We start from the raw sequence: 24,139 nt of genomic DNA on the forward strand, positions 1-24,139 counted from the left end.
GAGCTGCACACGTTTTGCGATTATTAGCTGGGATCAGACTTTTTTCACAAATTCAGATTTCAACTTCATCGCGCCGATGCCGTCGATTTTGCAGTCGATGTCGTGGTCGCCGTCCACCAGGCGAATGTTTTTAACGCGGGTGCCGACTTTGACAACGAGTGAAGAGCCTTTCACTTTCAGGTCTTTAATCACCGTGATGGTATCGCCGTCTTGCAGCAGGTTGCCGTTGGCGTCCTTGACTACTTTCGTCTCCTCTTCGCTGTCACCAGCGGCATCGGCTGACCATTCGTGGGCGCAGTCCGGGCAAATATTCATGGTGCCGTCGTTATAAGTGTATTCAGAGCCGCATTTTGGACAGTTAGGTAAATCGTTCATGGTTGTTCCGTTGTTTTGATTAGCTGCGAGACAGCAGGTTTAATGTAAAAAATCCAGATTAGCCGCATCCTTTAAACCATAAACTCCATCATGCCAGCCGGGAATAAGAGCATCGACAGGCAGTGATCACTATTTTCGAGCTATTTTAGGTTTGGCTATCAACCTTTCCGGCACCCGGCTGAAAGGTTGATTTATAAAGCAAGCGACTGTAACGAGTTCGCTGCTCGGTCTAGCGGCTGCCATTTTCTGGAATGACGAATCCTGGGTATTTAAGCTAAAGCGACGAGTATCCGGACGTTCAGTCCGGTATTGGAACCCGCTGGCTTTGTTTAGTCGAATATGTACTGTGCTTAATACCGGGATTCGACGACAAATCATAACCCGGCTTTAGGAATTATTGGTATCTCGCGCGGATTTAGTGTTGGGAAGCCGGATGCAAGCTATGTTGCTTTTTTGGCGGAACCATAACTCATCGAAACGCGACTGGCCGACCAGCCAGGAGCTGGCGGCGCGGAGAATGATAACGGTAAAAACGCATCTGTTTGGCCCATTGCCGAAAGTCTTGCATGTCGGTGTTTTAAGGTTGCGACAAATCGTCGCACTTTTTCTGGACAAAGCGATTTAAGTGCACTAGAATGCGCCCACCTTGACTTAGGTCAATACGAGCCGAAAAGCTTCGTATCTATTGGGGGAGGGAATGCGACCGTGTAACGGTACAACAATAATAAAAGCGCAAGCTATTAACCTGCTATCACAGATATCAGGCGTCCAAAAAACATAAAAATAACACCGGACGAAGCCCACTTAATCGTGGGCTTTTTTATGCGCCAATTACCATAAACCTGTTTGTTATTTCAGATGGCCGAAAAATCAGATTCGCTTCCACAAGATATTATGGAGGCAGAGCGTTTCATTGATGAACTAATGAACGACACCAAGCACCCTGTTCACAATCATGCTCATCCTTTGCACAAGGAATCGGTTAAAGCATTAGATGAGTTGATGCAGAGTCTGGATGCAATGCGCCATGAGTGGTTGTCTAAGGGATAGTTCAGAAAAACGCACGGATTTGTTTATTCTGACGTCCTAGCTGTTCGTATGCTTTTCTTTATGGCTACGTATTGCCTCATAGAAAAAGGTAACCGAAGTATCAGAGTCGTTGCCTCACATTAGAGGTAACCTGGACTTGTGAAAAAATGAGTTTCAATTGTTGCTCAATGGCGGCCTTAAGAGCAAATGGATTGAGTTTGGCATGATGTTCCTGGAGAGTCTGTTTGGTGGTTTCCGGAATGTCAGGATGATTGATCACCCGTTGGTAAGGGGTTTGCGGGGCATGGTATTTTTTCACGACTTTGGCGCCGTCTCGGTGTTTTTTCCGCAGTTTCAGACTGGGACAGAAATGATTCTGCAAAGGGCACCAAAGCGTGCTGTAGACCGCGTTCATCAACGGCACCAGCGCGGCATTATCCAGCCGGTCGTAGCCGAATAATTGCCTGGCGTGAGTCCAGTTTTTCTGCTCGACGTGGGCATTGTCGTTTTTCTTGTAAGGCCTGGAGCGGGTAAACGCCGGCTTTTGCGGGTGGTCGGTGAAATAGCGAACCAGGTGATGATTGAGAAATTCAGAACCATTGTCGCAATCGAAGCCTTTCAAAGGGAATGGCAACAGGTTCTCGATGGCCTGAATCTGTTCCAGGATACCTTGCGAGCCTTTATTCCAGGTGGCCCGGCATTCGGTCCAGCCGGTGACAATGTCCGTCATCGTCAGGCTCCAGACGAAATCGCCGGCCAGCGAATTGCCACAGTGAGCGACAGTATCGGCTTCGACAAAACCGGGCTGGGTCTCGTCCCAGTGATGAGTGCGGATGGGAATCTGGGTTTTCAACAGAGACCCGGGTTTGGTGCCGGACAAGCCTTTGGGGTGCTGGACGCGCAAGGGTTTGAGCAAGCGATCCAAGGTCGCCGCCGACACCTTGAGCAAGTCGGCGCGCACGCCATCCGCCAAGGGGCCGTATTGATCTTCGTAATGAGGCAGCCAGATCGGTATCGCGGCTTTCAGGCGCTTGCCGCACAGTTGATCGCTAGCAAACCAGATGCGCTTCAATGGCTCCAGCAACACCTCGGCTTGATATTTCCGCTTGGGGCCGGGCCGTTTGCTAGGCGAAGCGGTTGGCTTGGCTTTTCGATTCAGCAAACGGATCGCGTACTTACGGGCGTAGCCGCAGACTTCGCAAAACTCGTTTAGGATCGTTTGTTTCGTGGCCCTATCGCTTTGTCGATAGCGCTTTTGGATAGCCTGTAAATAGGCTCGTCGTTCGTGTTTTCCCATGGTGGTAACCCGCTTGATTTCGGTTACACACAATGTGAGGCAACGACCCGTTTTTAATGACCCCTTGGGTTACTTTTAATTTGAGGCAATTCGGGCTAGCAAATATATCTTTATTTTTTCTCAGAAACGGATATAATCGTCGGTTCGAGTATGTTGCAGTAACAAAGCGCATTAATAGTGTAGGGAGATAGTATGCTTATCTTGACTCGTAGAGTAGGAGAGACCTTGATGATTGGTGACGATGTGACTGTTACAGTTCTCGGGGTAAAAGGAAATCAAGTTAGAATTGGCGTAAACGCACCAAAAGATATATCTGTTCATAGGGAAGAAATCTACGAGAGAATTAAGAAAGAGCAGTCTGAAGCAGGGAGTACGGAAGGCTGAATAAGTTATAGGAGAGATGGCCGAGAGGCCGAAGGCGCTCCCCTGCTAAGGGAGTATGTGCCAAAAGCGCATCGAGGGTTCGAATCCCTCTCTCTCCGCCACTAAATTTAAGTTTGACAAAGAATAACAAAAATAAGATAATAAGCGGCTCAGATAAGCGCCCGTAGCTCAGCTGGATAGAGTACACGGCTACGAACCGTGCGGTCGGGAGTTCGAATCTCTCCGGGCGCGCCATTTGAGTAAATTACCGAAATTAATCCCCTGTAGCTCAGTCGGTAGAGCGGGTGACTGTTAATCACTAGGTCGGCGGTTCGAGCCCGTCCGGGGGAGCCAAATAAATCAAGGGCTTAGACAAAAATGTCTAAGCCCTTTTTTATTGCGTGGTCACTTTTATGGTCACTTTGTTTTTCACTCAAATCCGAAAAAAATTTCGTGTTTGATCGAAAAATATACGGCACCAAACGACAAATAAGGTTTGAATGCAGTTGTAAAGCATCAAAGTGTTCCGGCATCGTCTTTTTTTACCCTCCTTTCATAAAATTCTTTAATTTGGCTTGCAAGCCACATTTGTGGATTTCGAATTACCGGTGGAGGAACCTCACCTGCCTTCCTCATTCGCCAAAATTGGGTCCGAGTCACGCCCAATTTTTCAACCATGTCGTTGATTTTCAGGAATTCCTTTTCTTTTGCCGTCGAATTTTGCTCGGATTCAATATTCACTGGATAACCTGATTACAAATAGTTGTTACATACGCCGCATCGTTCAACCAGGTCTTCTCTTGCATTCAACAGAACCCAAGCACGACAATGTGGACATATTGAGATCTGCACTTTTTTATCCTTGATGTCCTCAGACACAACCCATGCCGCTGAAAAATCAAGGTTTCCGAATGGGTAGGAATGTTTATCCCCAGCACTAACTCTGTCAATACTGGATTTTCCCGCGCGATTTCTCTGGCCTTGATCAACCAAGTTTGATTCATCGTGTAAATCTCTTCGTCGCAGCCTTGGTGACTGATCGCTGAAAGTTTATCGAAATAGTCGTCCAAGCTTTTGAATGCAGATTGCATTTGGATTTTATTGGTGTCACTCAAGTTAATGACTATAAGTTTCGATTTCAAATAATCGGCGCCAAACTCAGTAATCAAAGGAAAAAATAATTCCTGAAAGAATCCCTGGGTAATTGTCTTGACGTCCTTAAAATCAATGGTCAATATCTGCTGATTGGCAAAGCACTCGCGTGCGAGCCGAGCCAGATTTTTGCCATGAACGGGCTGAGGTATTTGGGATTCAGTGGCTGTAATGACAGCAATATGCATGCGACTTCTCCTTAGTAGCGTATGGATGGTCTCCAGGCTGAGTGATGTAATCAAATCGGTTTTTTTGACTTTGCAGAAACCCAGCGTCGTCGTCCCGAACGATCAGTCCAAACAGTGCAGATTGGGCACTGGCTAAAGGTTGCATTAGGGTGAATCATGCTGAGAAAGCGTGCTCTGCAACATGCGCAAACAGTGAATATCAAATCGCCGGCCAAGAGCATGCTGATTAAAGACCATGCTCTGTTTATGTCTAACGAGAACTGTTTTGCTCCAAGAGATATTCCTTTAGGCTCGATGAATATGTTTGTTGCGATGTTTTTATAAATGCTAAAGGCATCAACTAATACCTGAGCTGAAGAATGCTGAATAGATAATCGCCGCCGAATATCATCGAGAATGCCTAAAAATAGCGACGCGTGAATATTGCGGCCGGTGGACTGAATGACCCATTGGTGATCATGAGGTAGCATGCCTTGTTTGGGTGGGCATCCTTTTACTGATTTATACAAGTCGATACTTTGTTGCCGTGACAACCGACAAAGTTGACTGACGATGGGAGGGCGAGCGCCAAGCTGGATCAATTGCTCAGCTAAAACCAAGTGGTTGGCAAAATTTGAGGCTTTTTTAAATGGCACTGTTTTCATCGGTCCACTCCGGAATGAAGGGTTGAAGTAAATCCACGTAGATGCCCATGGAAACGCCACTTGGAACGAAGACCGGCAACAGCTGAATAACCGCTCTGCTACTTTCAGCTTGATTTCGAAGATGCTCCAGTGTCATGTCTGCGAGTTTTTCTATATGGTTTTTATCCAAGCCAAATCGCCATGCTGTTTCTGCCGGGTTGCTACGGGCGCATTCCCGAGCTAGCATGAGATATTCGAAATTTAACCGGGCAAGATCTTCATCCAGTGTTGACATAGACGCCTCTTAGTTGATTAATGGCTGTTGTCGGTATGCTAGGAGGTCAAAGCAGAAAAGTCCCGTTCGCAAGGTGACCTGTTTTGGGTCACAAACCTCTGGAAGCCTTGATGGCTCTTCATTGCAGCTGTTATTGATTAATGGTCGTAACGTTCTTTTCTCGGAACTTGACCGCCAGATGAATGCGGAAACGCGAAACGTGTACATGAATCCATTTAATGATTTGGATACTCCTCTGCTCTCGCTCCGGCTTCCAGCGTTGCTTGCTGTTGCGGAATGTGCTTTTTCAGGTACGCCAACTAAATTCAAATAGTTAAAAATCATTTCGGTATTACCCAAACCTTGAATTGTTATGGAGGACATTGTTATGAATCGGCTATTCGCTAACCAGACCGCAACTACCGGTTACCTGGTTTGGGGTGGTTTATGCGTGGGGTAATTCAATGCTTGATCGATTGGTTGGATAGCGAGCCAAGCGATGAAAAAGGCCACCGCATATTGCGTGCGTTAGCCCAGGAATCGTTAAAGAAGGCGGATTTCGATGAGTCGAAGCGACGGTTCACAGCCGAAGAAATCGTCGCCGCTGTTGGTGAAACTTTAGAAAGTGCCGAACCTAAAAAATGGATCGACTGGCCGGGTTCATTGAGGAAATATTGCGAAACCCGAGAGCCGCAAATCTTAGAGTTTGCCCGTAAACGTGGGTTGTCTTGTTATCCAAAACCCGACCGTAAAAGCACAAAGGGAGGTCCGGGGCGACTCACGACGTTCTATATCAAAGCCGAGCTGCTTCCAGAGATCATGGAAGAAGATCAAGCTATCGAGGAGGTTCGGGTAGACGGTAGCAATGCAGCCGAGTTGAAAGCCGACTATCAAATGACTGAACTGGGTGAAGTCAAACCCAGTTGGATCGCGAGTTGGTTATTTCGGCATGGACAAATTGAATTAAGACAATGGCATGTCTGGGGTATATTGGGTTGGCTAGCAATCATAGCTGGGTTCGCGGTGTTAATTGCTTATGCTGGATGGCTTTCGTTATCCGTTCCCAGGCCGGTGACAACGCAAGATTTGACATTACTGGTCAGTATTTTCGCGATTCCCTATGGTTCCTGGGTCACTATTATCAAGCCTTGGATATTATTGTTGGATGATCGAATCGTCGTAGCCCATGAACTATTCACAAATTTTCATGAACAGTCTGCGCAGTTCGAACTGCTTCGAGACGGAGATTTAAGAGTGATTCGGTTAGTTCGGTATTCGGCGGCATGCCCAATTTGTGGCGCCACCATTTATCTCGAAAAAGGCGAGCCGGATTACAGACGAAGATTGGTGGGACGTTGCTACGAAAGCCCGAGAGAGCATGTGTTTAGTTTCGATCGAATCACGCGTTGCGGGCGACTACTGGTTGATCGTTAATTTTTTGAAAGTGCAACAACGACCCAAACCAGCCTATCGAGATTCTCCAAACCGGTCGTTCAGCGAAATACAGATTCCATGAGCGCAGGACTACAAAGCTGACGTTGGCGACCTCAACCAAGCGGCCAAAACCGGCCACTGAGGATGCTCGCGAAATTTTCCATGCCTAAGTTCAGTGAATGGCAGCTTTTCGGCAAGCAACCTTTCGTCCGCTTTGGCTCGACCCGGCCACTTTGCGACATTCAGGTAGTTGAAAAACATAGGTCACGGGCGTCTGGTTTTGGATAGTGAGCAGACTTCACGTCTACAAAACTTTCCGCCGCTCAATAAAGAGCCTTGATACAAACCAAGAACGACATAGGCTTTTTCGCAAATATGAGCTTGGCGCTGATGCGCCAGCCAACTGGCTGATGCATGGTGGGTAACTGTTTTTCAGAACATTCGCCGCATGGCCGTTCGGCTAGCATTCAAGATTCCACACCAAAAATAGACAACTCCAACGCAAAAAAAACTCTGCTGGCATTTTTTGGACTTGCGCCACCAACCTGTTCCGGAAAGCAGTGGCGTCAATCATCAGATTGACGCGAAGTTTCATAAGCGTTTCTCGAATAAGCCTACAAATAACAGCCGTGAAAAATCTCGTTCGCCCGAAGTTTATCGAATGATGTTTCTGGCGTTTTAAATTCCCTTCGTTAAATACCCTCCTTGTGGAGGGCGAAATCTCCAAGGTCGTTGGGTACTCTAAGCCCTAAATAACGCATCGCTTTTATTTTGACGCCGGTTAAGCAATAACGATTACACCAAACTCCGTGCCCTGGCTATCCATCGAAATTCAAGGAGAATTTAATGCTCAATATCGAAAATTGTTTACCTGACAAGGGAATCTCAAAACCGAACCGGGCGCTATTAATACATGTTTTCCCCTCCATCGGTCATAAACCGGTTCGTTGCTTGGGTGATTTGGTATGAGTAACAAATCCGGCACCTCCAGTCAGATCATCGGCCTGCCGCAAGGCGGCGGGGCCTTGCACGGCATCGGCGAGAAGTTTTCGCCAGACCTGCACACCGGCACCGGTAATTTTAGCGTGCCGATTGCGTTACCGGCTGGCCGCAACGACTTCCAACCTGATCTAAGCCTGGTTTACAGCACCGGCAACGGTAACGGCCCATTCGGTCTGGGCTGGAGTTTGAGCGTACCGGGCGTGATGCGCAAAACGTCGGACGGCCTCCCCCGCTACGACGACCAACAAGATACCTTCGTATTGTCCGGCGCCGAGGATTTGGTGGCGGTCGATGTACAGACTACCTTAACTCGCTACCGCCCGCGCACCGAAGGTCTGTTCGCGCGCATCGTTCATCACCGCGATGCAACGCAAAACTACTGGAAAGTGGAAAGCAAGGATGGTCTTAGCAGTTTTTACGGCACGCCGGCAACTGCCGGTCGTGATCCAGCGACACTCGCCGATCCGGACCATGTCGATCGCGTATTTGCCTGGAAACTTATACCTACCATCAAGGCTATTGGGACGGCGCCGAACGCGAGTTTCGCGGCTTTGGCCGGGTCGACCAGCGCGATACCCAAACCTTTGCCGACTTTCACGGCAGCGGCCTGCACAACCAGCAGTTGTTCAATGCCGTGACAGACCAACAGTTTTCTCCACCCCTGGAAACCCGCACCTGGTTTCATCAGGGTCCGGTTGGCGACGAATTCGGCGATTGGGCGGAGCTGGATTATAGCCAGGAATATTGGCCCGGCGATCCTGTGGCCTTATCCCGTCCGGGCGCGATGACTGCACAGATCAATGCCCTGCCGCGCCGCCGTAAGCGCGATGCTTTGCGAACTTTGCGCGGCAGCGTGATGCGCACCGAGTTGTATGCGCTGGACGGTAACCTTAATTAAAATCCCGCTGACCAAAATCTGGAGCAATCCGGAACGACGGCCGGAACCCTTTGCAGGTAGTATCAGTGTCATTGAAAGAGAATCGTCAGTAGTCAACGACGCCGCCGATGCAAAATTAGATCCGTCACAACCCGCATCAGCTACATGCTTGACCTCGAAGAACATCGAAAACGACAGCACCGAAATCGATACGGACGATACGACTATTTTGCCTTTGATGGTTGATAGCGGTATTGATGAGTGCCCTGAAATTCCGCACGATGCCAATCTTGATGAGCAATCCAGTAACCCAGATAAATCAGCAAAAGAACCTATCGATCCCGTCGATGGCTTTTTTGCATGGCTACAAAACGGGATTCGCCAAGGCATTATCAAAAGCAATCAACCCAAAGCCCGCGTGCATGTGGTTAACGAAGGGGTTGCCCTGATGACCCCCGGCATTTTTCAAGATTACGCTGTGTTTCAGGACGGCAACCCTGGAAATTGGTCCGTCATCCAGAAAAAAGTCTTGAAAAAGAACTGGCATGTAAGGGGAGAAAACGGCTTGAATGTAGTGAAATATCAAGTCAGTGGCGCCAGCAAATCAACTACCGTCAATGCCATTCTATTTGAAGAGCTTTCAACTGTATTCGGTGCAAGGTCTGCACCAGCCATTAATCCACATTTACAAAAAGTACCTTAACGACAAAATGAGAGAGGTAAGGTGCGTTGATCTCAACAAGCCTAACTATCGCGCATTTAACTATGCATTGGAGCGGCAATGGCTTGGCTGTGGAAAGCAAAGAATGACAGCTGATTTAATGGTGCCATTAAAGGTCTTTGATCTTCGGATAGATCTCTCTCGAATGATTAACGCGTTCGCGCAAATCCAACCCTGGTTTAAAGTGGGTGGCATAACGGCTTGGTAAACTTACTCGTTCACCCGTTTTAGGGTTGTGGCCCATGCGGGCGGCTCGCCGGGTAATTGAGAACCCACCGAAACCGCGAATTTCAATGCGTCCGCCCGTCGCTAAGTTATGAGTCATACTGTGAATCAGGCTATTGATGGCCAGTTCGACATCCCCTCGCAATAAATGTGGTAATTTTGTTGCCAGTTGTTCAATCAATTCGGATTTGGTCATCTTGGTACAGCGAGTGCTATAAGTGCGTGTATTTATTGTCTACGGCTGCCGCTGCATTGATTGGCAAAACCAGCAGCATGCGGGCCACTTGTGCATAGCGGTTGTGGTCTCTGGCTTTAAGTAAGTTTAGCAAAAAAAAGGTTTGGGATGCATTCACTAAGGAATCGATAGTAGTGATGTGATGTTGGAGTCATCGATCCTGTGCTGTGTTCCGGTGCCTGCGGTTCGGTTGTTAAGATGTCGAGCTCATTCGAGCAATCCGAAAATCTTTATCAGCGGTTGGAATCCCGGCGAAAAAGCGTTACATCAAAGCAATTTAATGATCTTTGTAAATCATAGAATATGTTACGGGTTATATGATAATTTTTTTGATGGCACAAGCGAAGTCTTTTGGGTTGTCACATAAAGGACCGGTTTCGGACAGGACTTAAAAAATATGTACTAAAGTAGTCAAAACGACTTTCGTACACGTGTTATAATTCGTACATCCCTTTCGGACGGAATTAGCGCATGTCACGCGTCTTTGCTTACTGTCGAGTGTCGACCACAGACCAGACTACCCAAAATCAAAGTTTGGAAATTCATTCAGCTGGTTTTGCGATTCAGTCCCATCGTTTGATTGAAGAAAGCATCAGTGGTTCAGTCGCGGCTAAAGAACGCCCCGGTTTTAATAAACTGATCGAACGGCTGGAAGCGGGCGATGTGTTGGTGGTGACCAAGTTGGATCGCCTCGGTCGCAACGCCATGGATGTCAGAGCCACGGTGGAGCACCTTTCTGATTCCGGGGTGCGGGTTCATTGTCTGGCGTTAGGCGGGGTTGATCTGACCAGTTCTGCCGGCAAGATGACCATGCAGGTCATTGCAGCGGTCGCTGAATTTGAGCGTGACTTGCTAATTGAGCGAACCCAAGCGGGCATTAGTTGCGCGAAGGCGGCGGGTAAACAGTTCGGACGGCCGCCGGCACTTAATGCGGAAGCGCGTGCTGACGTTGTCAAACGCTTGGCCGCTGGCAGCAACGTTTCGGAGTTGGCTCGGGAATTCAAAACCACTCGGCAAACCATTATGCGGATTCGGGAAGCGGCGATGAAATCACCGCAAAATGAGAAGTCCGTCAACCACTCTGGAGAGTAAGCAATGAATCATCTATATATGGAACGACACGATGACAAAGACAACATGCATCGTTTTTATCAGATGTTTGTGACACCGGGTCTATTTGATGATTGGTCGCTGATCAAGGAGTGGGGCAGGGTAGGTTCACCCGGTACCGTCAGAAAGGAGTGGTTCGATACCCAGGAGGAAGCCATCGTCGCCGGGAAGAAGTTGAGCGCGGCCAAATGCAAAAAAGGCTATCAATCTATTCCGGCAGTACGTTAAGTTATGCGATATGATTACAAATGAACCACAATTAACCGGAGCGGCAACCATGGCAACCGAAGCATTTACCGTTAGGGCTGAATCAGACATCGTGCATCAACTCGATTTTATTGCCGGGGCATTAGATCGATCACGCAATTACCTAGTGAATCAAGCTTTACGGGAATACTTGAAAACCCATGCCTGGCAGGTCGAGAAAATCACCCAAGGTATAGCGGCCGCCGACCGTGGTGAGCTGGTTGATCATGACGATGTCATGCGTGAAATGGAAGAACTGATCGAACAAAAAGCCAAGGGTAGGGCGTGAAACTCGTCTGGACCGAACCCGCCCGGCAAGATTTACGCGAAATCTTCACCTACATCGCCGAAGAAAATCCCAACGCGGCCCGCAGACTCTTAGCCGAAATCAAGGAACGAGCCATCTTGCTGCAAGACAATCCTCAAATTGGCCGCGCCGGCCGCGTCGATGGAACGAGAGAGCTGGTCATTACCGGCACGCAATACATTTTGCCCTATCGATTGAAAGAACTGCAGATTCAAATCTTGGCAGTTTTTCATGGCGCAAGACTTTGGCCAGATAATTTTTAGCTTATTGGGGTTGTAAGTGCAAAATTGCATGCGACTTGCACACTAATTGACGGTACCAAAAGCAGCCACAGACAATGAATAAATGACGGTTGGTTGCCGGCAAAAACCGACCCTTTGCTGGCTATCGTTTCATATGATTCAATGGCGGATAACCTATCATTACCAGCCATAACTATACTGGCACCAATGATATACATAAGGAAAAATTATCCACTAATCAACAGATTAGTATGTCAAAAGTCGTTTTTAGGTGGTCATACTGTTAGCACCTTAATAACTTGTTAGGAATTTAGTGCTTACTTGAGTGGATTAAAATATGGAAGAACACATAGTCAAGGCTATCGCATCTCTGCTGACACCCGTAGCAAATGAAGGGGTTAAGAAGCTATTTCAATCAAATGCGAAAGCGGGTGACGCACTTACAGCAGCGTTGACCGAAAATCTAGCAAATGTCATCAAGGAAGCGGACTCTACAGAAATAGCCCGAAGGATGCTCGCAAAAGAGCAGCAAGTTAAACTTCGGAAGCAATTTAATTTCGAAAACGTGGCAGCCCTTGCCATTGAACTTGCTAGTACACGTCCTGCGGAAACCAGGAGACCAATAGATGAAGATTGGTTCCTTCGTTGGTTCGAAGCAGCAGAGGAGGTCTCAGATTCAACGGTTCAGATGTTATGGGCAAGGGCATTCGACCAGCAAGCAGATGAAAACAAGAGAAAAATATCCCTGCGGGCTATTGAAACGCTTAGGCTTATGGAACGCGAAGATGTCTTGAATTTTCGAAGGGCGGTTGATGTTTTTGAACGGTTTGGGGTCGTCGCCGTATCTTCTATCAAGATATTGCAAGGTTTAATGCGGGGCCACGACTTGGATAGCTTAGTAGATCAAAATCTACTAACTGTGGAAGAGTACCAACTGAGCAATATTGCCGTACCGGGTGGATTCTCAGTTTATTTTAAGCTTCCCGAAGGTTTGTGGGCGCCTGATCCAATAAGACAGTATCGTTTATCTGCTAGGGCCCGAGAGTTGGCGACTACGTTGCCAGATTCAATTGTATTTGATGGGCTTACTGAAGAAATGTTCGATGTGTCTGACCCACTAGTCACCGCGCGATATATAAATATTTTTGCTGATGGCCTAGATAATCGGTATGAGGTGATGCTTGCTATTCATCCGTACGAGGGTAAAAGACCCCCACCAGCAGGCATCAAGAGAACTCATATATGGGAGCATATAGAAAAACGTTGGATCAGAGTCATTGAGCCACAATGTGCAATTAATCCTAACTTACTGGCTGCATTTGAAGATGGGTATGGGATTAATTGTATTAGTCACGACTTGATCTGACACATCGACTTGAAAAGATGAGAGTTACCGGTTTTGATAGGGGTGTCGAATCCTTACACAAAACACAAAAGGTAACTCTCATGATCCATACAAACAATCCGATCATTAAACACAAAGCGGGGCTGTTAAATTTAGCCCAAGAACTGAATAACGTCTCCAGAGCCTGCAAGGTGCGAATTGCCTCAAATTAAAAGTAACCCAAGGGGTCATTAAAAACGGGTCGTTGCCTCACATTGTGTGTAACCGAAATCAAGCGGGTTACCACCATGGGAAAACACGAACGACGAGCCTATTTACAGGCTATCCAAAAGCGCTATCGACAAAGCGATAGGGCCACGAAACAAACGATCCTAAACGAGTTTTGCGAAGTCTGCGGCTACGCCCGTAAGTACGCGATCCGTTTGCTGAATCGAAAAGCCAAGCCAACCGCTTCGCCTAGCAAACGGCCCGGCCCCAAGCGGAAATATCAAGCCGAGGTGTTGCTGGAGCCATTGAAGCGCATCTGGTTTGCTAGCGATCAACTGTGCGGCAAGCGCCTGAAAGCCGCGATACCGATCTGGCTGCCTCATTACGAAGATCAATACGGCCCCTTGGCGGATGGCGTGCGCGCCGACTTGCTCAAGGTGTCGGCGGCGACCTTGGATCGCTTGCTCAAACCCTTGCGCGTCCAGCACCCCAAAGGCTTGTCCGGCACCAAACCCGGGTCTCTGTTGAAAACCCAGATTCCCATCCGCACTCATCACTGGGACGAGACCCAGCCCGGTTTTGTCGAAGCCGATACTGTCGCTCACTGTGGCAATTCGCTGGCCGGCGATTTCGTCTGGAGCCTGACGATGACGGACATTGTCACCGGCTGGACCGAATGCCGGGCCACCTGGAATAAAGGCTCGCAAGGTATCCTGGAACAGATTCAGGCCATCGAGAACCTGTTGCCATTCCCTTTGAAAGGCTTCGATTGCGACAATGGTTCTGAATTTCTCAATCATCACCTGGTTCGCTATTTCACCGACCACCCGCAAAAGCCGGCGTTTACCCGCTCCAGGCCTTACAAGAAAAACGACAATGCCCACGTCGAGCAGAAAAACTGGACTCACGCCAGGCAATTATTCGGCTACGACCGGCTGGATAATGCCGCGCTGGTGCCGTTGATGAACGCGGTCTACAGCACGCTTTGGTGCCCTTTGCAGAATCATTTCTGTCCCAGTCTGAAACTGCGGAAAAAACACCGAGACGGCGCCAAAGTCGTGAAAAAATACCATGCCCCGCAAACCCCTTACCAACGGGTGATCAATCATCCTGACATTCCGGAAACCACCAAACAGACTCTCCAGGAACATCATGCCAAACTCAATCCATTTGCTCTTAAGGCCGCCATTGAGCAACAATTGAAACTCATTTTTTCACAAGTCCAGGTTACCTCTAATGTGAGGCAACGACTCTGATACTTCGGTTACCTTTTTCTATGAGGCAATACGGGTGATGGGTGTCTCGCGCGATACGTTTTATCGTTATCAAGAGCTGGTAGCCGAAGGTGGCATTGATGCCTTAATCGACAAAAACCGCCGGTCTCCGAATCTGAAGAATCGCGTCGATGAAAGCATTGAGCTGGCAGTGAAAGCCTATGCGGTTGAGTGGCCAGCGCATGGACAGCATCGAACCAGTAATGAACTGCGTAAACAAGGGGTATTCGTATCCGGCAGCGGCGTTCGCTCCATCTGGTTACGGCATGACCTGGAGAACTTTAAAAAGAGGCTTAAAGCACTGGAAGCCAAGGTAGCCGCCGAAGGGTTAATGCTGAGCGATGCGCAGATTGCGGCGTTGGAGAAAAAGCAGCAGGATGATCAAGCCTGCGGCGAAATCGAAACAGCCCATCCCGGTTACCTGGGTTCGCAGGATACCTTTTACGTTGGCAACCTCAAAGGGGTTGGGCGGATTTACCAGCAGACTTACGTGGACACCTACAGCAAAGTCGCTCACTGCAAACTGTACACCACCAAAACGCCGATTACTGCCGCGGACATCCTGAATGACAAAGTATTGCCGTTCTATGAAGCCAACGCATTACCCGTTCTACGCATTCTGACGGATCGCGGCACAGAATATTGTGGCAAGGTCGAACAGCATGATTATCAGCTATACCTGGCGATCAACGACATCGACCATACCAAAACCAAGGCCATGTCGCCGCAAACCAATGGGATTTGCGAACGCTTCCACAAGACCATCTTGCAGGAGTTCTATCAGGTCACGTTCCGCAAAAAGCTCTATAGCGACCTGGATGAACTCCAAAAAGATCTGGACGAATGGCTGGTTTATTACAACAATGACCGAACTCATCAGGGCAGAATGTGCAACGGCAGAACGCCGATGGATACCTTGCTGGATGGAAAACAGATTTGGGCTCAAAAAAATCTGAACCAAATCTAATCTGACAGACACCCCGCAAAAACGGTAACTGTCAGATCAGGTCTGAGCTAATACACATTGCTAAGTTCCTTCCAAACCTGGCAAATTCTTCTTGGGTGAAGCCGATTGGTACATGCGCTCCATCGCTTATAAATGTATAGGTAGAAGCAATAGCGGTTTCTTCTTTACTTGTGATAATCCCTTTTGTCTTGATGTGCGTCAAGGATGTTCCCCATGCTTTGGAACTCCCGTCTACAACCAAACCTTCTTGCTTTGCAATTGACCGTACTAATGTTTCAAGAGCAATGCGGGAATGGGATAAACAGGCATTATAGTCTGGGGACGATAGCCTAAATGAATCCGCTGAAAGTTTGATATGCCGCGCAATATCATCAATCGGATGCAAAATGGATTTGGTTAACTCGTTGCTTAAATCATCTTCTATGGGGTCACAGGATTCAATAAGCGGCTCAATTCTAATAATTTCGTTATTCTCAACCTTAAACCCATCAAGCAGTAAACATTTGACAAGGTCTTTCCACCGTTCATCAAATCGGTAACGTGGGCTAACTCTGTTACGCAAATCGCCATTTGTTCGTACTACTTCATCTATCAGTGTCTCTAGCGAACTTTGATTAGCTTCATAAAATGCATCGCGAATTTCTATCTGGCTAAATCCCCAAATATTAATTTCATGCTTTTCCAGAAGAATACTTAACACATCCTGTCCAAATAAGCCTAGGAACTGGCATAAAGATAATTTTGTTCGTTTCGTGATGATCATGTGTTTGAATGCTTACGTATCTGGCTATTCTTCAACGAAGTGCGCCGGCTTTGGCTGCGCCGTATTAGAAGACGCAGCCAGAAGGATTTTATGACTTGGGATCGGTTCATGCGCATTACCTCGCGCTTCTTCCCCAGGATTAGATTACTACATCCCCATCCTTGTTACCGCTTTGACGTTCGTACTCGAGGGAGGAGCCCAGTGCGTTAGTAGCGCACGCTGGGATCTGTGCGGGGGGTACCGGGCAACCGGTATTCCTATTGCGACCAGTCGAGCCAGTTTGCTAATGCCAGCAAACTTACTATAAGCCGACGTTGGATTTGCGGAAGTAGGCTGGCTTAAATGATAATGAAACCCAGCTTTGAAGCCAAAAGGTTTTGGAATTCAAAAAAACATTTTGGACGCAAAGAAACTTTGATATTTCCAAAGCATTCGCTGGGTTTCGCGTTGCTCTACCCAGCCTACGGCCCTCATGGTGGCGGCACTGTTCAACGAACAGCCAGACCTGCCGCCATTGGATGCAGAGCAACAGTTTGGCATTGCCCAGGCCGAACAGCAACAGGTGTTTGCCCGGTTGCAAACGCTGTATCAGGAAACCGTGGAGATAGCCAAGCTGATTTTCTAGCCACCAGCCATCGCAAACCTGTTCCGATTTGATGTAGGCCGTTGACTCCGACAGAGTTTCTGCGACTGAATAGATGTGCCTTATCGCGTTAAATTTCCGCGACATATAATATGAGAAAATTTATATGGCTAATAAAATGATGTATGTTTTTACTTATCAGCGTAGGAATTAGAAATGGACATTGAAACTAAAAAGTCCTTTAAATTATCCTTGATTGAAGAAGAAGTTGCTGGATTTGCCGCTAAAGCCCATTCCGCCGTTGCAGCGGAATATCGGGGCTTGACAGTTACCGAACTAACGCAGCTGCGCAGGACCGCGAGAGAAACGGGCGTTTATTTGCGCGTAGTCAAAAATACACTGGCTAAACGTGCTGTCGCTGGGACTGAGTTTGAATCTATGCAGGATGGGCTGGTTGGCCCTTTAATTCTGGCATTTTCCATGGAAGATCCAGGTAGTGCAGCAAGACTCATCAGGGAATTCTCCAAAGGCCATAATAAACTGATCGCAAAAGTAATTGCGATTGGCGGACAGGCTTTTGACGGATTGGAGTTAGATCGTCTGGCAAGATTGCCAACGCGTGATGACGGTATTAACATGCTTATCTCAGTCTTGAAGGCTCCATTGGGAAAGCTTATATCAACTTTACATGCAGTTAAGGTAAGGAAAAAAGAACAATATGAGTTAAGTGTTTCGGAAGCAGAAGCTCGCGGACTTTTAATTATGCAACAATTATTGAGAAGCAGTGAAATGATGCCGTTCGCGGAGGCTGTAAAATTTCTTGATATTGACCCTACTCAGCTGTATCAAAAATGCATGAGAAAAGAGTTCCTATGGTTATCAACAACAAGTCCGGCCGATCTCGATAACTTGTTTTTGCCTAAATGGCAATTTCATAGCTCCATATTGCCTAGACTGCCTGAGCTTTTATGCGTTCTCGATATTTTAGATAACTGGGCAATATGGGTTTTCTTTAAATCGCCTTCACCAATTCTTAGGGAACTTTCCCCTTTGGAAGTTTTAGGTATTGAAAATTCAAATCCAACAGACTCAAGCACAAGCTTTATTAACCATGACTACACTAGTTCGGATGATGAAAATATAAATTTAATTTTTCTTGCCGCTCGTGATTTGCTATGGGAGTATGATTGATGCCGATACCTGCTGACTTCGCGACAAGAACATTAAAGTGGAAGCATGTAAATGCAGCTGAGCTTATGCGAATTTATAAAACCCCGAGCGGATACCATCCCCTACCTGTTTACTATGGAAAAAAAGGGGTATACAGATTCGATTGCCCAGCTGTTGGAACGGGATATAATTTCGGAGTGTTATATGCGGCTTTTGATCTAGAAACATGTTTTGCCGAAGCAATAACGCGTGAAAAAAATTATAAAAATTTTCAACATGGCGGCATTTACCTGAGTAAAAGCACTGATATTATGAATCGTTCAGTAGCGAATCTTAAAGCCGAAATAGAGTTAAAACTTGCCGATCTCACTGACGTAGGACTTTACCAACTTGGTGCCGAAGCCGGTGAGTTCCATTCAAAAGATTATGTGACGAATACTCAGCCGTGGGCTCTTGAAATTTATCGTCGGCCAGAAAATGTAGATGGAATTTTATACGTTTCTCGATTTCTAAATGGTCGAAAAGCTGTTGCCATATTTGATCGAGGTGGCGCGCGCACATCTCTGGAAGTATCTTCTTCAAAACATCTAATTGATCATGAGGGTTATAGGAATACTTTAGATTGCTTGAGCATTTCGTTATTCCCATAGATTACAATTAAATTTATTTAAACTACCATAGAGCATTAACTAAAATATTTCAACTCAACGAATAACTCACTATGCAGGGCCGTTGTATGTGCTGAACACCGTGAAGCGCATCGCTCTCGATTAGTGCGGTTCGTAAACTCACCACAGCCTACGTCTGCTTTTGACTGGACATTTGCCATTGGCACTTTTGTTTCGTCCGGCGGTTTTTGGCCGGGTCGAGCCGAATACAGCCCAAGGTTGCTTGCCATAAAGCCGCCATTCGTTGTAGATAGAGATTAAAAATTTCGCCGGTATCACCACCGGCAGGTTTTGGCCGGTCGGCGCCACTGGCGGGTTTCGATTGGAATTCCTGGTGGTTTTGATATTGGAATCGGTGGTGGATTTAATTGGAATACGCAATGACCAAGAATAAGGTATTAGATACTTATGTCAGCGGTCGCTGTATTTCGTGGTGCATACTTTGCTAGCATCACAACTTACAGTTTTTTTATGGTTGTCGGTCGCTTAATTTCTTGTATTGCAATTGGTTGTTCTACAGCCAAAATATTTGGTCGAACAGGGGAGGGCGGCATGATTGGAGCCCTGGTAATTTGTTCTGGCGAAGAACCATTGGCCACCAGTGTCATGGTGTTGCCGCTTTGGGTGATATTGAAATACTTCAAGGTATTCATGCCGATCAGCACTTCTTCCAGATGCTCGTTGATGACCGCATCAAGATTTTGGATTTCCGCATTGCCGATTTTCAGGTGGCTTATTTTAGTAAGCCGGTCTACAACTTGGCCTCCGGCCGTATGTGCGTTTATTTTGCCACCAACGGGCAGATGAGCGGCATAGGCTAAGCTGGCAGGAATTGAGGTTATGGTTGCGCCGGTATCAATCAAGAAAGGCATTTGAACGTCATTGATATATGCCGTCCCTCGGAAATGTCCTTGCCGGTCGGCCGTTATTTCAAGACCGCCTGAAATGGGAATAGCAACAGGATCAGAACCACCAGGAATGGAAATGGTTGGAGATGTTGGGCGATGCTCTGCTCTTTGTTTCAGCAACCTATCTGCACCTTGCCAAAGCCCGAACAGCATCAGTGCCGGCATCAAAAGATATTTAAAACCGCCAGAGTTCTGTTTGGAGGATTTCTTGATGTCTTTATTGCGCTTGAGCAATTGGTCAAAGTCACTGACATTCGATTTTGACGCTGATTTATGTTTTTCCCAGTAGTAATCTCTATCCTGAATGCCCACGCTGCGCTCTCACGGTTGTAACGTTCGCCATAATTCGCTGATTATCACATGAGAGGCGTCGTCAGGATGATAAGTACCGCACACTGCACGCAAATAGCTAACAAGCCGATTAAGTTAGGAGTTCAGGAACATTAGAGTCCCGGACGTATAACCTGGAATGCTAAATTATTTTTCCCAACAATCTGATTCTTGCCAGGCTCTGATGCTTGCCTGATTACGGCGTTCGGCTCTAGCGCACGCTCTTTCTGAAATTCGTTCTAGGCGCTGATCGTTAGGTGTTGAGCTAAGTCTGGATAGTAAATAACCGGCTAGTTCCTCAGCTCTTTCATGTAATTTATCCAGGTACTTTAATTTAGCTATGGTCAATCCTGCTGGTTTTTCCTCTACTTTTCGTTTGCTGTGCTTTTCAATGATTAGTTTTATTTCGGCATCAAGTGCCGCTTGCTCGTTTTCTTGTTTTGCTCTGGCGGCTGCCCTAGCCATGTTAATTGCTGCGCCATTTGGATGGTAATGTCCATCAACTTGGTTGGCAGGGTTTTCTTCAGGGAAATCTTCGAAATAATCGGACCAGTCACCCATGTTCAGCGCCTCGGAAAAGGTGTATCAATTAAATCTATAATAAAAACCAGAATAGGTAAAATTTGCTTTTAAGATATGTGAGTGTGGCTACAGCAATGGTCAATTCTTATTTAATTTAAGTTCTCTTCTTATCTAGGCCGAAGCTACCTGTGCTGAAGATTGCTGAATTGATAATCGCCGCCGAATATCATCGAGAATGCCTAAAAATAGCGACGCGTGAATATTACGGCAGGTGGACTGAATAACCCATTGGTGATCATGAGGAAGCATGCCTTGTTTGGGTGGGCATCCTTTTACTGATTTATACAAGTCGATACTCTGCTGCCGAGACAATCGACAAAGTTGACTCACAATAGGAGGGCGAGCGCCAAGCTGGATCAATTGCTCAGCTAAAACCAAGTGGTTGGCAAAATTCGATGCCTTTTTAAATCGCACTGTTTTCATCGATCCACTCCGGAATGAAGGGTTGAAGTAAATCCACGTAGGAGCTCATGGAGACGCCACTTGGAACGAAGACCGGCAACAGTTGAATAATCGCTCGGCTACTTTCAGCTTGATCCCGAAGATGTTCCAGTGTCATGTCCGCCAGTTTTTCTATACGGTTTTTATCCAAGCCAAATCGCCATGCTGTTTCTGCCGGGTTGCTACGGGCGCATTCCCGGGCTAGCATGAGATATTCGAAATTTAACCGGGCAAGATCTTCATCCAGTGTTGACATAGACGCCTCTTAGTTGATTAATGGCTGTTGTCGATATGCTAGGAGGTCAAAGCACAAATGTCCCGTTCGCAAGGTGACCTGTTTTGGGTCACAAACCTCTGGAAGCCTTGATGGCATTTTATTGCAGCAGTTAATGATTAATGGTCGTAGCGTTCTTTTTTCCGAACTGGACCGCCAGATCAATGCGGAAACGTAAAACGAGTACATGAATCCATTGAATGATTCCGAAACTCTTATACTCTCGTTCCGGCTTCCAGCGTTGCTTGCTGTTGCGGAAGGTGCTTTTTCTGGTACACCAATAAAATTCAGATAGTTAAAAATCATTTCGGTATTACCCAAAGCTTGAATTGTTATGAATCGACAAAGCGCAAACCAGACTGCAACTACCGGTTACCTGGTTTGGGGTGGTTTATGCGCGAGGTAATTCAATGCTTGATCGATTGGTTGGATAGCGAGCCAAGCGATGAAAAAGGCCACCGCATATTGCGTGCGTTAGCTGATGAATCCTTAAAGAAAGCGGATTTCGATGAGTCGAAGCGACGGTTCACAGCTGAAGAAATCGTCGCTGCAGTTGGAGACTCGATAGGAAGTGCAGATCCGAAAAAGTGGATTGATTGGCCGGGTTCACTGAAAAAATATTGCGAAACTCGCGAGGGGCAAATTGTAGAGTTTGCTCGTAAACGCGGGCTGCCGCATTACCCGAAACCGGAACGAAAAAGTACTAAGGGCGGTCCAGGAAAGCTCACGACGTTTTATATCAAAGCCGAGCGGGTACCAGAAGTCATGGAAGATGATAGCGCTATCGATGAGGATCGGGTAGACAACAGCATCGTAGCGGAGTTGAAAGCCAACTATCAGATGACTGAATTGGGTGAGGTACAACCTAGTTGGATAGTGAGGTGGTTGTTTCGGAGCGGACAAATCGAATTGCGTCGGTGGCATGTATGGGTTGTATTGGGGTGGTTGCTGACAATAGGCGGACTCGCTGTGTTAATTGCCTATGCGGGATGGCTATCGTTATCGGTACACAGGTCTGTGACAACGCGCGATTTGACATTACTGATTAGTGTTTTCGTCATTCCTTATGGTGCTTGGGTAACTATCATCAAGCCTTGGATATTGTTGTTCGATGATCGAATTGTTTTGGCGCATGAATTGTTCATAAAAATTCATGAGCAATCAGCTCAGTTCGAGTTGCTGCGTGACGGGGATTTACGAGTGGTGCGGTTAGTTCGGTATTCAGCGGTATGCCCAATTTGTGGTGCCACCGTTTATCTTGAAAAAGGCGAACCGGATTATCGACGAAGGTTGGTGGGACGGTGTTATGAAAGCCCTAGAGAGCATGTGTTTAGTTTCGATCGAATCACGCGTTGCGGGCGACTACTGGTTGATCGTTAATTTTTTGAAAGTGCAACAACGACCCACTCCTGCCGCTCGCAAATGTTAGGAAGCTATGTCTGCAATAATTCATTTAGCCGACATTTCATTCAGGAAAATTGATGATCACGAAAAAATAGATAATAGTTTCGTCAGTCGGTTGGTCAAGCTGACCCGCCAGTTGCCAGAAATTGCGACGTCCTTTTTCGGCGAAGAACTACCGAACCACATTATCCGATTTGAATTGGCAATTAGTTCTCCGCCATTGGGGGAAAGCATAAAAAGGAGGTTCGTAAAGAAGCAATTTTGACCAGCGAGAATAGCCAAGCTACAACATCTAATTTCTGACAAAATCCACATGGGGTAAGCGTAAGACGAATGACTTGCAGCGTACTCACTTTGAGTCACTTCGACTCATTCATCTGGATATGAATTAAACCTGTGTGCCCTATCGGAAAAAATATCTTGGCGCAGTAAATAAGCCTTGACTATCAAAGATTTGTCTAGTCTGCTCAGCAAAACTTTGAACACTAAGGGGGTGAAAAATTCAAATGTTCTTGTGTTTACGAGCTTTTAACAATCAACTATACTCGGTCAGGAATAAGTTGGTATCTCAATTTTATTTTAATCTCATGCTGAGGATAACGTAATGGCGGATGATAGCAATACCACTCCTCAATTTCCTCCAGCTGAGGAGTATCCTCCACCACCACCTGGCCCAATTGAAATACCAAAGGTACCAACTATACCTGGTACTGCCCCAAGAATTACAGAGATAACCAGAGAGGTCCTGCTGGCGCAGCTTTTACGAGATATATTACTTCCGCTCGAACAGCTTAAGAACCCTTCAAATCAAATTAATGAAGCCCACAATTTTGTTTTAAAAGAACAATCTGCAACCGTCAGTAATGGTGCTACTAAGGCAGAAATTTCATTAAATGGCCGAATTGACCCGGTGGTAGCTCGCAATGTTTTTTTTGACGCGACAGCAAATGAAATTAGGTCATTTACTAACACCTTATCTTTAACAAAAGATGTAAATCCACTTGGAAGTTTTGGCTTTAATGGCCGATTTTTTCAATTTGGTGATAACAATAGCGAGAATCAATATACAAATAAACCAAAATTACGAATTCCTTATTTAGAAATGACGAATATAAATTTGTCATTTTTTGCGTGGCGTCGAGGTTTTACGGTTACAGGAGGATATGAACAGACTGGTCATAATCCGAATTCTTTACATTATGTCGGAAGAGCGATTGATATTCGAGTGTGGCACATGGCTGACGTGCAAGATAAAAAAGGTCATGTAACAAAGGGAAGAGTCAACATACCTAATCAAGCTCTGATGGATTTTAAAAATGAAGCAATTAGCCTGGGTATTAGAGTAAGGGATGAAAGAACCCGTCCACCTAAACAGAAAGTTTGGGGTGCTCCTCACTTTCACATGGATGTGCCAAAAGGTAAGTCGGCCCTTTTAAATGATTTAAGTTCTTATGGAGACAATAGCAATTCTAATCCACTTAGTGAATTCAAACCTTGGTGGCAAAATAAAGATAATAAATAGG

At 46.6% G+C, this 24,139-nt stretch carries 29 protein-coding genes, 3 tRNA genes and 1 pseudogene; 21 read left to right on the forward strand and 12 right to left on the reverse strand.

Annotated elements, in window-relative coordinates; genetic code table 11:
- Nucleotides 1-33: 33 nt before the first annotated feature.
- Nucleotides 34-375, reverse strand: coding sequence for a zinc ribbon domain-containing protein YjdM (locus JWZ98_RS05775; RefSeq protein ID WP_033157951.1), 342 nt, complete (start codon nucleotides 373-375; stop codon nucleotides 34-36).
- Between the two features lie 858 nt (nucleotides 376-1,233).
- On the opposite strand from JWZ98_RS05775, the gene JWZ98_RS05780 reads away from it, so the two are divergent.
- Complete coding sequence (locus JWZ98_RS05780; RefSeq protein ID WP_033157950.1) at nucleotides 1,234-1,425, forward strand: hypothetical protein; 192 nt, start codon at nucleotides 1,234-1,236, stop codon at nucleotides 1,423-1,425.
- Nucleotides 1,426-1,525: 100 nt separating this feature from the next.
- Here the strand turns inward: JWZ98_RS05780 and JWZ98_RS05785 are convergent, their stop codons facing one another.
- Nucleotides 1,526-2,701, reverse strand: coding sequence for an integrase (locus JWZ98_RS05785; protein WP_205450356.1), 1,176 nt, complete (start codon nucleotides 2,699-2,701; stop codon nucleotides 1,526-1,528).
- 192 nt (nucleotides 2,702-2,893) lie between these two features.
- Between JWZ98_RS05785 and csrA the strand changes: the two genes are divergently transcribed.
- From csrA to JWZ98_RS05805, 4 genes are all read left to right on the forward strand, one after another.
- On the forward strand, nucleotides 2,894-3,085 hold the full coding sequence (gene csrA, locus JWZ98_RS05790; protein WP_020482891.1) for a carbon storage regulator CsrA: 192 nt from the start codon (nucleotides 2,894-2,896) through the stop codon (nucleotides 3,083-3,085).
- Between the two features lie 10 nt (nucleotides 3,086-3,095).
- A tRNA-Ser gene (locus JWZ98_RS05795) sits at nucleotides 3,096-3,186 on the forward strand.
- 56 nt (nucleotides 3,187-3,242) lie between these two features.
- A tRNA-Arg gene (locus JWZ98_RS05800) sits at nucleotides 3,243-3,319 on the forward strand.
- A gap of 23 nt (nucleotides 3,320-3,342) precedes the next feature.
- Nucleotides 3,343-3,418 (forward strand) — tRNA-Asn (locus JWZ98_RS05805).
- A gap of 162 nt (nucleotides 3,419-3,580) precedes the next feature.
- Here the strand turns inward: JWZ98_RS05805 and JWZ98_RS05810 are convergent.
- The 4 genes from JWZ98_RS05810 to JWZ98_RS05825 form a co-directional block, all read right to left on the reverse strand.
- Nucleotides 3,581-3,805, reverse strand: coding sequence for a hypothetical protein (locus JWZ98_RS05810; protein ID WP_205453603.1), 225 nt, complete (start codon nucleotides 3,803-3,805; stop codon nucleotides 3,581-3,583).
- 65 nt (nucleotides 3,806-3,870) lie between these two features.
- Nucleotides 3,871-4,404, reverse strand: coding sequence for an STAS-like domain-containing protein (locus JWZ98_RS05815; RefSeq protein WP_240348234.1), 534 nt, complete (start codon nucleotides 4,402-4,404; stop codon nucleotides 3,871-3,873).
- A 50-nt stretch (nucleotides 4,405-4,454) separates the two neighbouring features.
- Entirely contained in the window at nucleotides 4,455-5,048 is a 594-nt protein-coding gene (locus JWZ98_RS05820; protein ID WP_205453604.1) for a FlhC family transcriptional regulator, read from the reverse strand.
- Complete coding sequence (locus JWZ98_RS05825) at nucleotides 5,029-5,322, reverse strand: flagellar transcriptional regulator FlhD (RefSeq protein ID WP_205453605.1); 294 nt, start codon at nucleotides 5,320-5,322, stop codon at nucleotides 5,029-5,031. The genes JWZ98_RS05820 and JWZ98_RS05825 overlap by 20 nt, the downstream gene beginning before the upstream one ends.
- A 426-nt stretch (nucleotides 5,323-5,748) precedes the next feature.
- Between JWZ98_RS05825 and JWZ98_RS05830 the strand changes: the two genes are divergently transcribed.
- The 4 genes from JWZ98_RS05830 to JWZ98_RS05845 all read left to right on the forward strand — a co-directional run bounded on the left by JWZ98_RS05830 (nucleotide 5,749) and on the right by JWZ98_RS05845 (nucleotide 9,317).
- On the forward strand, nucleotides 5,749-6,735 hold the full coding sequence (locus JWZ98_RS05830; protein ID WP_205453606.1) for a hypothetical protein: 987 nt from the start codon (nucleotides 5,749-5,751) through the stop codon (nucleotides 6,733-6,735).
- 965 nt (nucleotides 6,736-7,700) lie between these two features.
- Nucleotides 7,701-8,375: a SpvB/TcaC N-terminal domain-containing protein gene (locus tag JWZ98_RS05835; protein ID WP_205453607.1), complete on the forward strand. Its 675-nt coding sequence runs from the start codon at nucleotides 7,701-7,703 to the stop codon at nucleotides 8,373-8,375.
- On the forward strand, nucleotides 8,372-8,635 hold the full coding sequence (locus JWZ98_RS05840; RefSeq protein WP_205453608.1) for a hypothetical protein: 264 nt from the start codon (nucleotides 8,372-8,374) through the stop codon (nucleotides 8,633-8,635). The genes JWZ98_RS05835 and JWZ98_RS05840 overlap by 4 nt, the downstream gene beginning before the upstream one ends.
- Nucleotides 8,610-9,317 (forward strand): DNA-binding domain-containing protein, encoded by a 708-nt coding sequence (locus tag JWZ98_RS05845; RefSeq protein WP_205453609.1) that lies wholly within the window; start codon nucleotides 8,610-8,612, stop codon nucleotides 9,315-9,317. The genes JWZ98_RS05840 and JWZ98_RS05845 overlap by 26 nt, the downstream gene beginning before the upstream one ends.
- 127 nt (nucleotides 9,318-9,444) lie before the next feature.
- Here the strand turns inward: JWZ98_RS05845 and JWZ98_RS05850 are convergent, their stop codons facing one another.
- Nucleotides 9,445-9,756 (reverse strand): integration host factor subunit beta, encoded by a 312-nt coding sequence (locus tag JWZ98_RS05850; RefSeq protein WP_205453610.1) that lies wholly within the window; start codon nucleotides 9,754-9,756, stop codon nucleotides 9,445-9,447.
- Between the two features lie 510 nt (nucleotides 9,757-10,266).
- Between JWZ98_RS05850 and JWZ98_RS05855 the strand changes: the two genes are divergently transcribed.
- From JWZ98_RS05855 to JWZ98_RS05885, 7 genes are all read left to right on the forward strand, one after another.
- Nucleotides 10,267-10,887 carry a recombinase family protein gene (locus tag JWZ98_RS05855; protein WP_205453611.1) on the forward strand — a complete coding sequence of 207 codons (621 nt, stop codon included), beginning with the start codon at nucleotides 10,267-10,269 and terminating at the stop codon, nucleotides 10,885-10,887.
- 3 nt (nucleotides 10,888-10,890) lie between these two features.
- Entirely contained in the window at nucleotides 10,891-11,133 is a 243-nt protein-coding gene (locus JWZ98_RS05860; RefSeq protein WP_205453612.1) for a WGR domain-containing protein, read from the forward strand.
- Between the two features lie 49 nt (nucleotides 11,134-11,182).
- Nucleotides 11,183-11,440, forward strand: coding sequence for a ribbon-helix-helix protein, CopG family (locus JWZ98_RS05865; RefSeq protein WP_205453613.1), 258 nt, complete (start codon nucleotides 11,183-11,185; stop codon nucleotides 11,438-11,440).
- Complete coding sequence (locus JWZ98_RS05870) at nucleotides 11,437-11,721, forward strand: type II toxin-antitoxin system RelE/ParE family toxin (RefSeq protein WP_205453614.1); 285 nt, start codon at nucleotides 11,437-11,439, stop codon at nucleotides 11,719-11,721. The genes JWZ98_RS05865 and JWZ98_RS05870 overlap by 4 nt, the downstream gene beginning before the upstream one ends.
- Before the next feature lie 316 nt (nucleotides 11,722-12,037).
- Complete coding sequence (locus tag JWZ98_RS05875) at nucleotides 12,038-13,066, forward strand: DUF2806 domain-containing protein (protein WP_205453615.1); 1,029 nt, start codon at nucleotides 12,038-12,040, stop codon at nucleotides 13,064-13,066.
- Nucleotides 13,067-13,332: 266 nt separating this feature from the next.
- Nucleotides 13,333-14,508 carry an integrase gene (locus JWZ98_RS05880; RefSeq protein ID WP_205450356.1) on the forward strand — a complete coding sequence of 392 codons (1,176 nt, stop codon included), beginning with the start codon at nucleotides 13,333-13,335 and terminating at the stop codon, nucleotides 14,506-14,508.
- A gap of 28 nt (nucleotides 14,509-14,536) precedes the next feature.
- On the forward strand, nucleotides 14,537-15,493 hold the full coding sequence (locus tag JWZ98_RS05885; protein WP_275899217.1) for an IS481 family transposase: 957 nt from the start codon (nucleotides 14,537-14,539) through the stop codon (nucleotides 15,491-15,493).
- 31 nt (nucleotides 15,494-15,524) lie between these two features.
- Here JWZ98_RS05885 and JWZ98_RS05890 read toward each other — a convergent pair whose 3' ends face one another.
- Complete coding sequence (locus JWZ98_RS05890; protein WP_205453617.1) at nucleotides 15,525-16,256, reverse strand: hypothetical protein; 732 nt, start codon at nucleotides 16,254-16,256, stop codon at nucleotides 15,525-15,527.
- A gap of 472 nt (nucleotides 16,257-16,728) precedes the next feature.
- On the opposite strand from JWZ98_RS05890, the gene JWZ98_RS05895 reads away from it, so the two are divergent.
- From JWZ98_RS05895 to JWZ98_RS05905, 3 genes and pseudogenes are all read left to right on the forward strand, one after another.
- Nucleotides 16,729-16,881: a hypothetical protein gene (locus JWZ98_RS05895; protein WP_205453618.1), complete on the forward strand. Its 153-nt coding sequence runs from the start codon at nucleotides 16,729-16,731 to the stop codon at nucleotides 16,879-16,881.
- Between the two features lie 174 nt (nucleotides 16,882-17,055).
- Nucleotides 17,056-17,526: pseudogene (rplJ, locus tag JWZ98_RS23135) on the forward strand (50S ribosomal protein L10); the annotation flags it as partial.
- A 503-nt stretch (nucleotides 17,527-18,029) separates the two neighbouring features.
- Complete coding sequence (locus JWZ98_RS05905) at nucleotides 18,030-18,659, forward strand: RES family NAD+ phosphorylase (RefSeq protein ID WP_205453620.1); 630 nt, start codon at nucleotides 18,030-18,032, stop codon at nucleotides 18,657-18,659.
- A gap of 476 nt (nucleotides 18,660-19,135) precedes the next feature.
- Here the strand turns inward: JWZ98_RS05905 and JWZ98_RS05910 are convergent, their stop codons facing one another.
- The 4 genes from JWZ98_RS05910 to JWZ98_RS05925 all read right to left on the reverse strand — a co-directional run bounded on the left by JWZ98_RS05910 (nucleotide 19,136) and on the right by JWZ98_RS05925 (nucleotide 21,194).
- The gene (locus JWZ98_RS05910; protein WP_240348236.1) at nucleotides 19,136-19,897 is read right to left on the reverse strand and encodes a retropepsin-like aspartic protease; all 762 of its coding nucleotides are present in this window, start codon (nucleotides 19,895-19,897) and stop codon (nucleotides 19,136-19,138) included.
- 165 nt (nucleotides 19,898-20,062) lie between these two features.
- Entirely contained in the window at nucleotides 20,063-20,476 is a 414-nt protein-coding gene (locus JWZ98_RS05915) for a hypothetical protein (RefSeq protein WP_205453621.1), read from the reverse strand.
- A 132-nt stretch (nucleotides 20,477-20,608) separates the two neighbouring features.
- A complete protein-coding gene (locus JWZ98_RS05920; protein ID WP_205453622.1) occupies nucleotides 20,609-20,920 on the reverse strand; it encodes a FlhC family transcriptional regulator in 312 nt (103 codons plus the stop codon).
- Nucleotides 20,901-21,194: a flagellar transcriptional regulator FlhD gene (locus JWZ98_RS05925; RefSeq protein ID WP_205453623.1), complete on the reverse strand. Its 294-nt coding sequence runs from the start codon at nucleotides 21,192-21,194 to the stop codon at nucleotides 20,901-20,903. The genes JWZ98_RS05920 and JWZ98_RS05925 overlap by 20 nt, the downstream gene beginning before the upstream one ends.
- A gap of 411 nt (nucleotides 21,195-21,605) precedes the next feature.
- Between JWZ98_RS05925 and JWZ98_RS05930 the strand changes: the two genes are divergently transcribed.
- The gene (locus JWZ98_RS05930; protein ID WP_205453624.1) at nucleotides 21,606-22,592 is read left to right on the forward strand and encodes a hypothetical protein; all 987 of its coding nucleotides are present in this window, start codon (nucleotides 21,606-21,608) and stop codon (nucleotides 22,590-22,592) included.
- 628 nt (nucleotides 22,593-23,220) lie between these two features.
- Nucleotides 23,221-24,138, forward strand: coding sequence for a hypothetical protein (locus JWZ98_RS05935; RefSeq protein WP_205453625.1), 918 nt, complete (start codon nucleotides 23,221-23,223; stop codon nucleotides 24,136-24,138).
- The last annotated feature ends 1 nt before the right edge of the window (nucleotide 24,139 follow it).

It is taken from the genome of Methylomonas sp. EFPC1 (assembly GCF_016925515.1).
Lineage (GTDB): Bacteria > Pseudomonadota > Gammaproteobacteria > Methylococcales > Methylomonadaceae > Methylomonas > Methylomonas defluvii.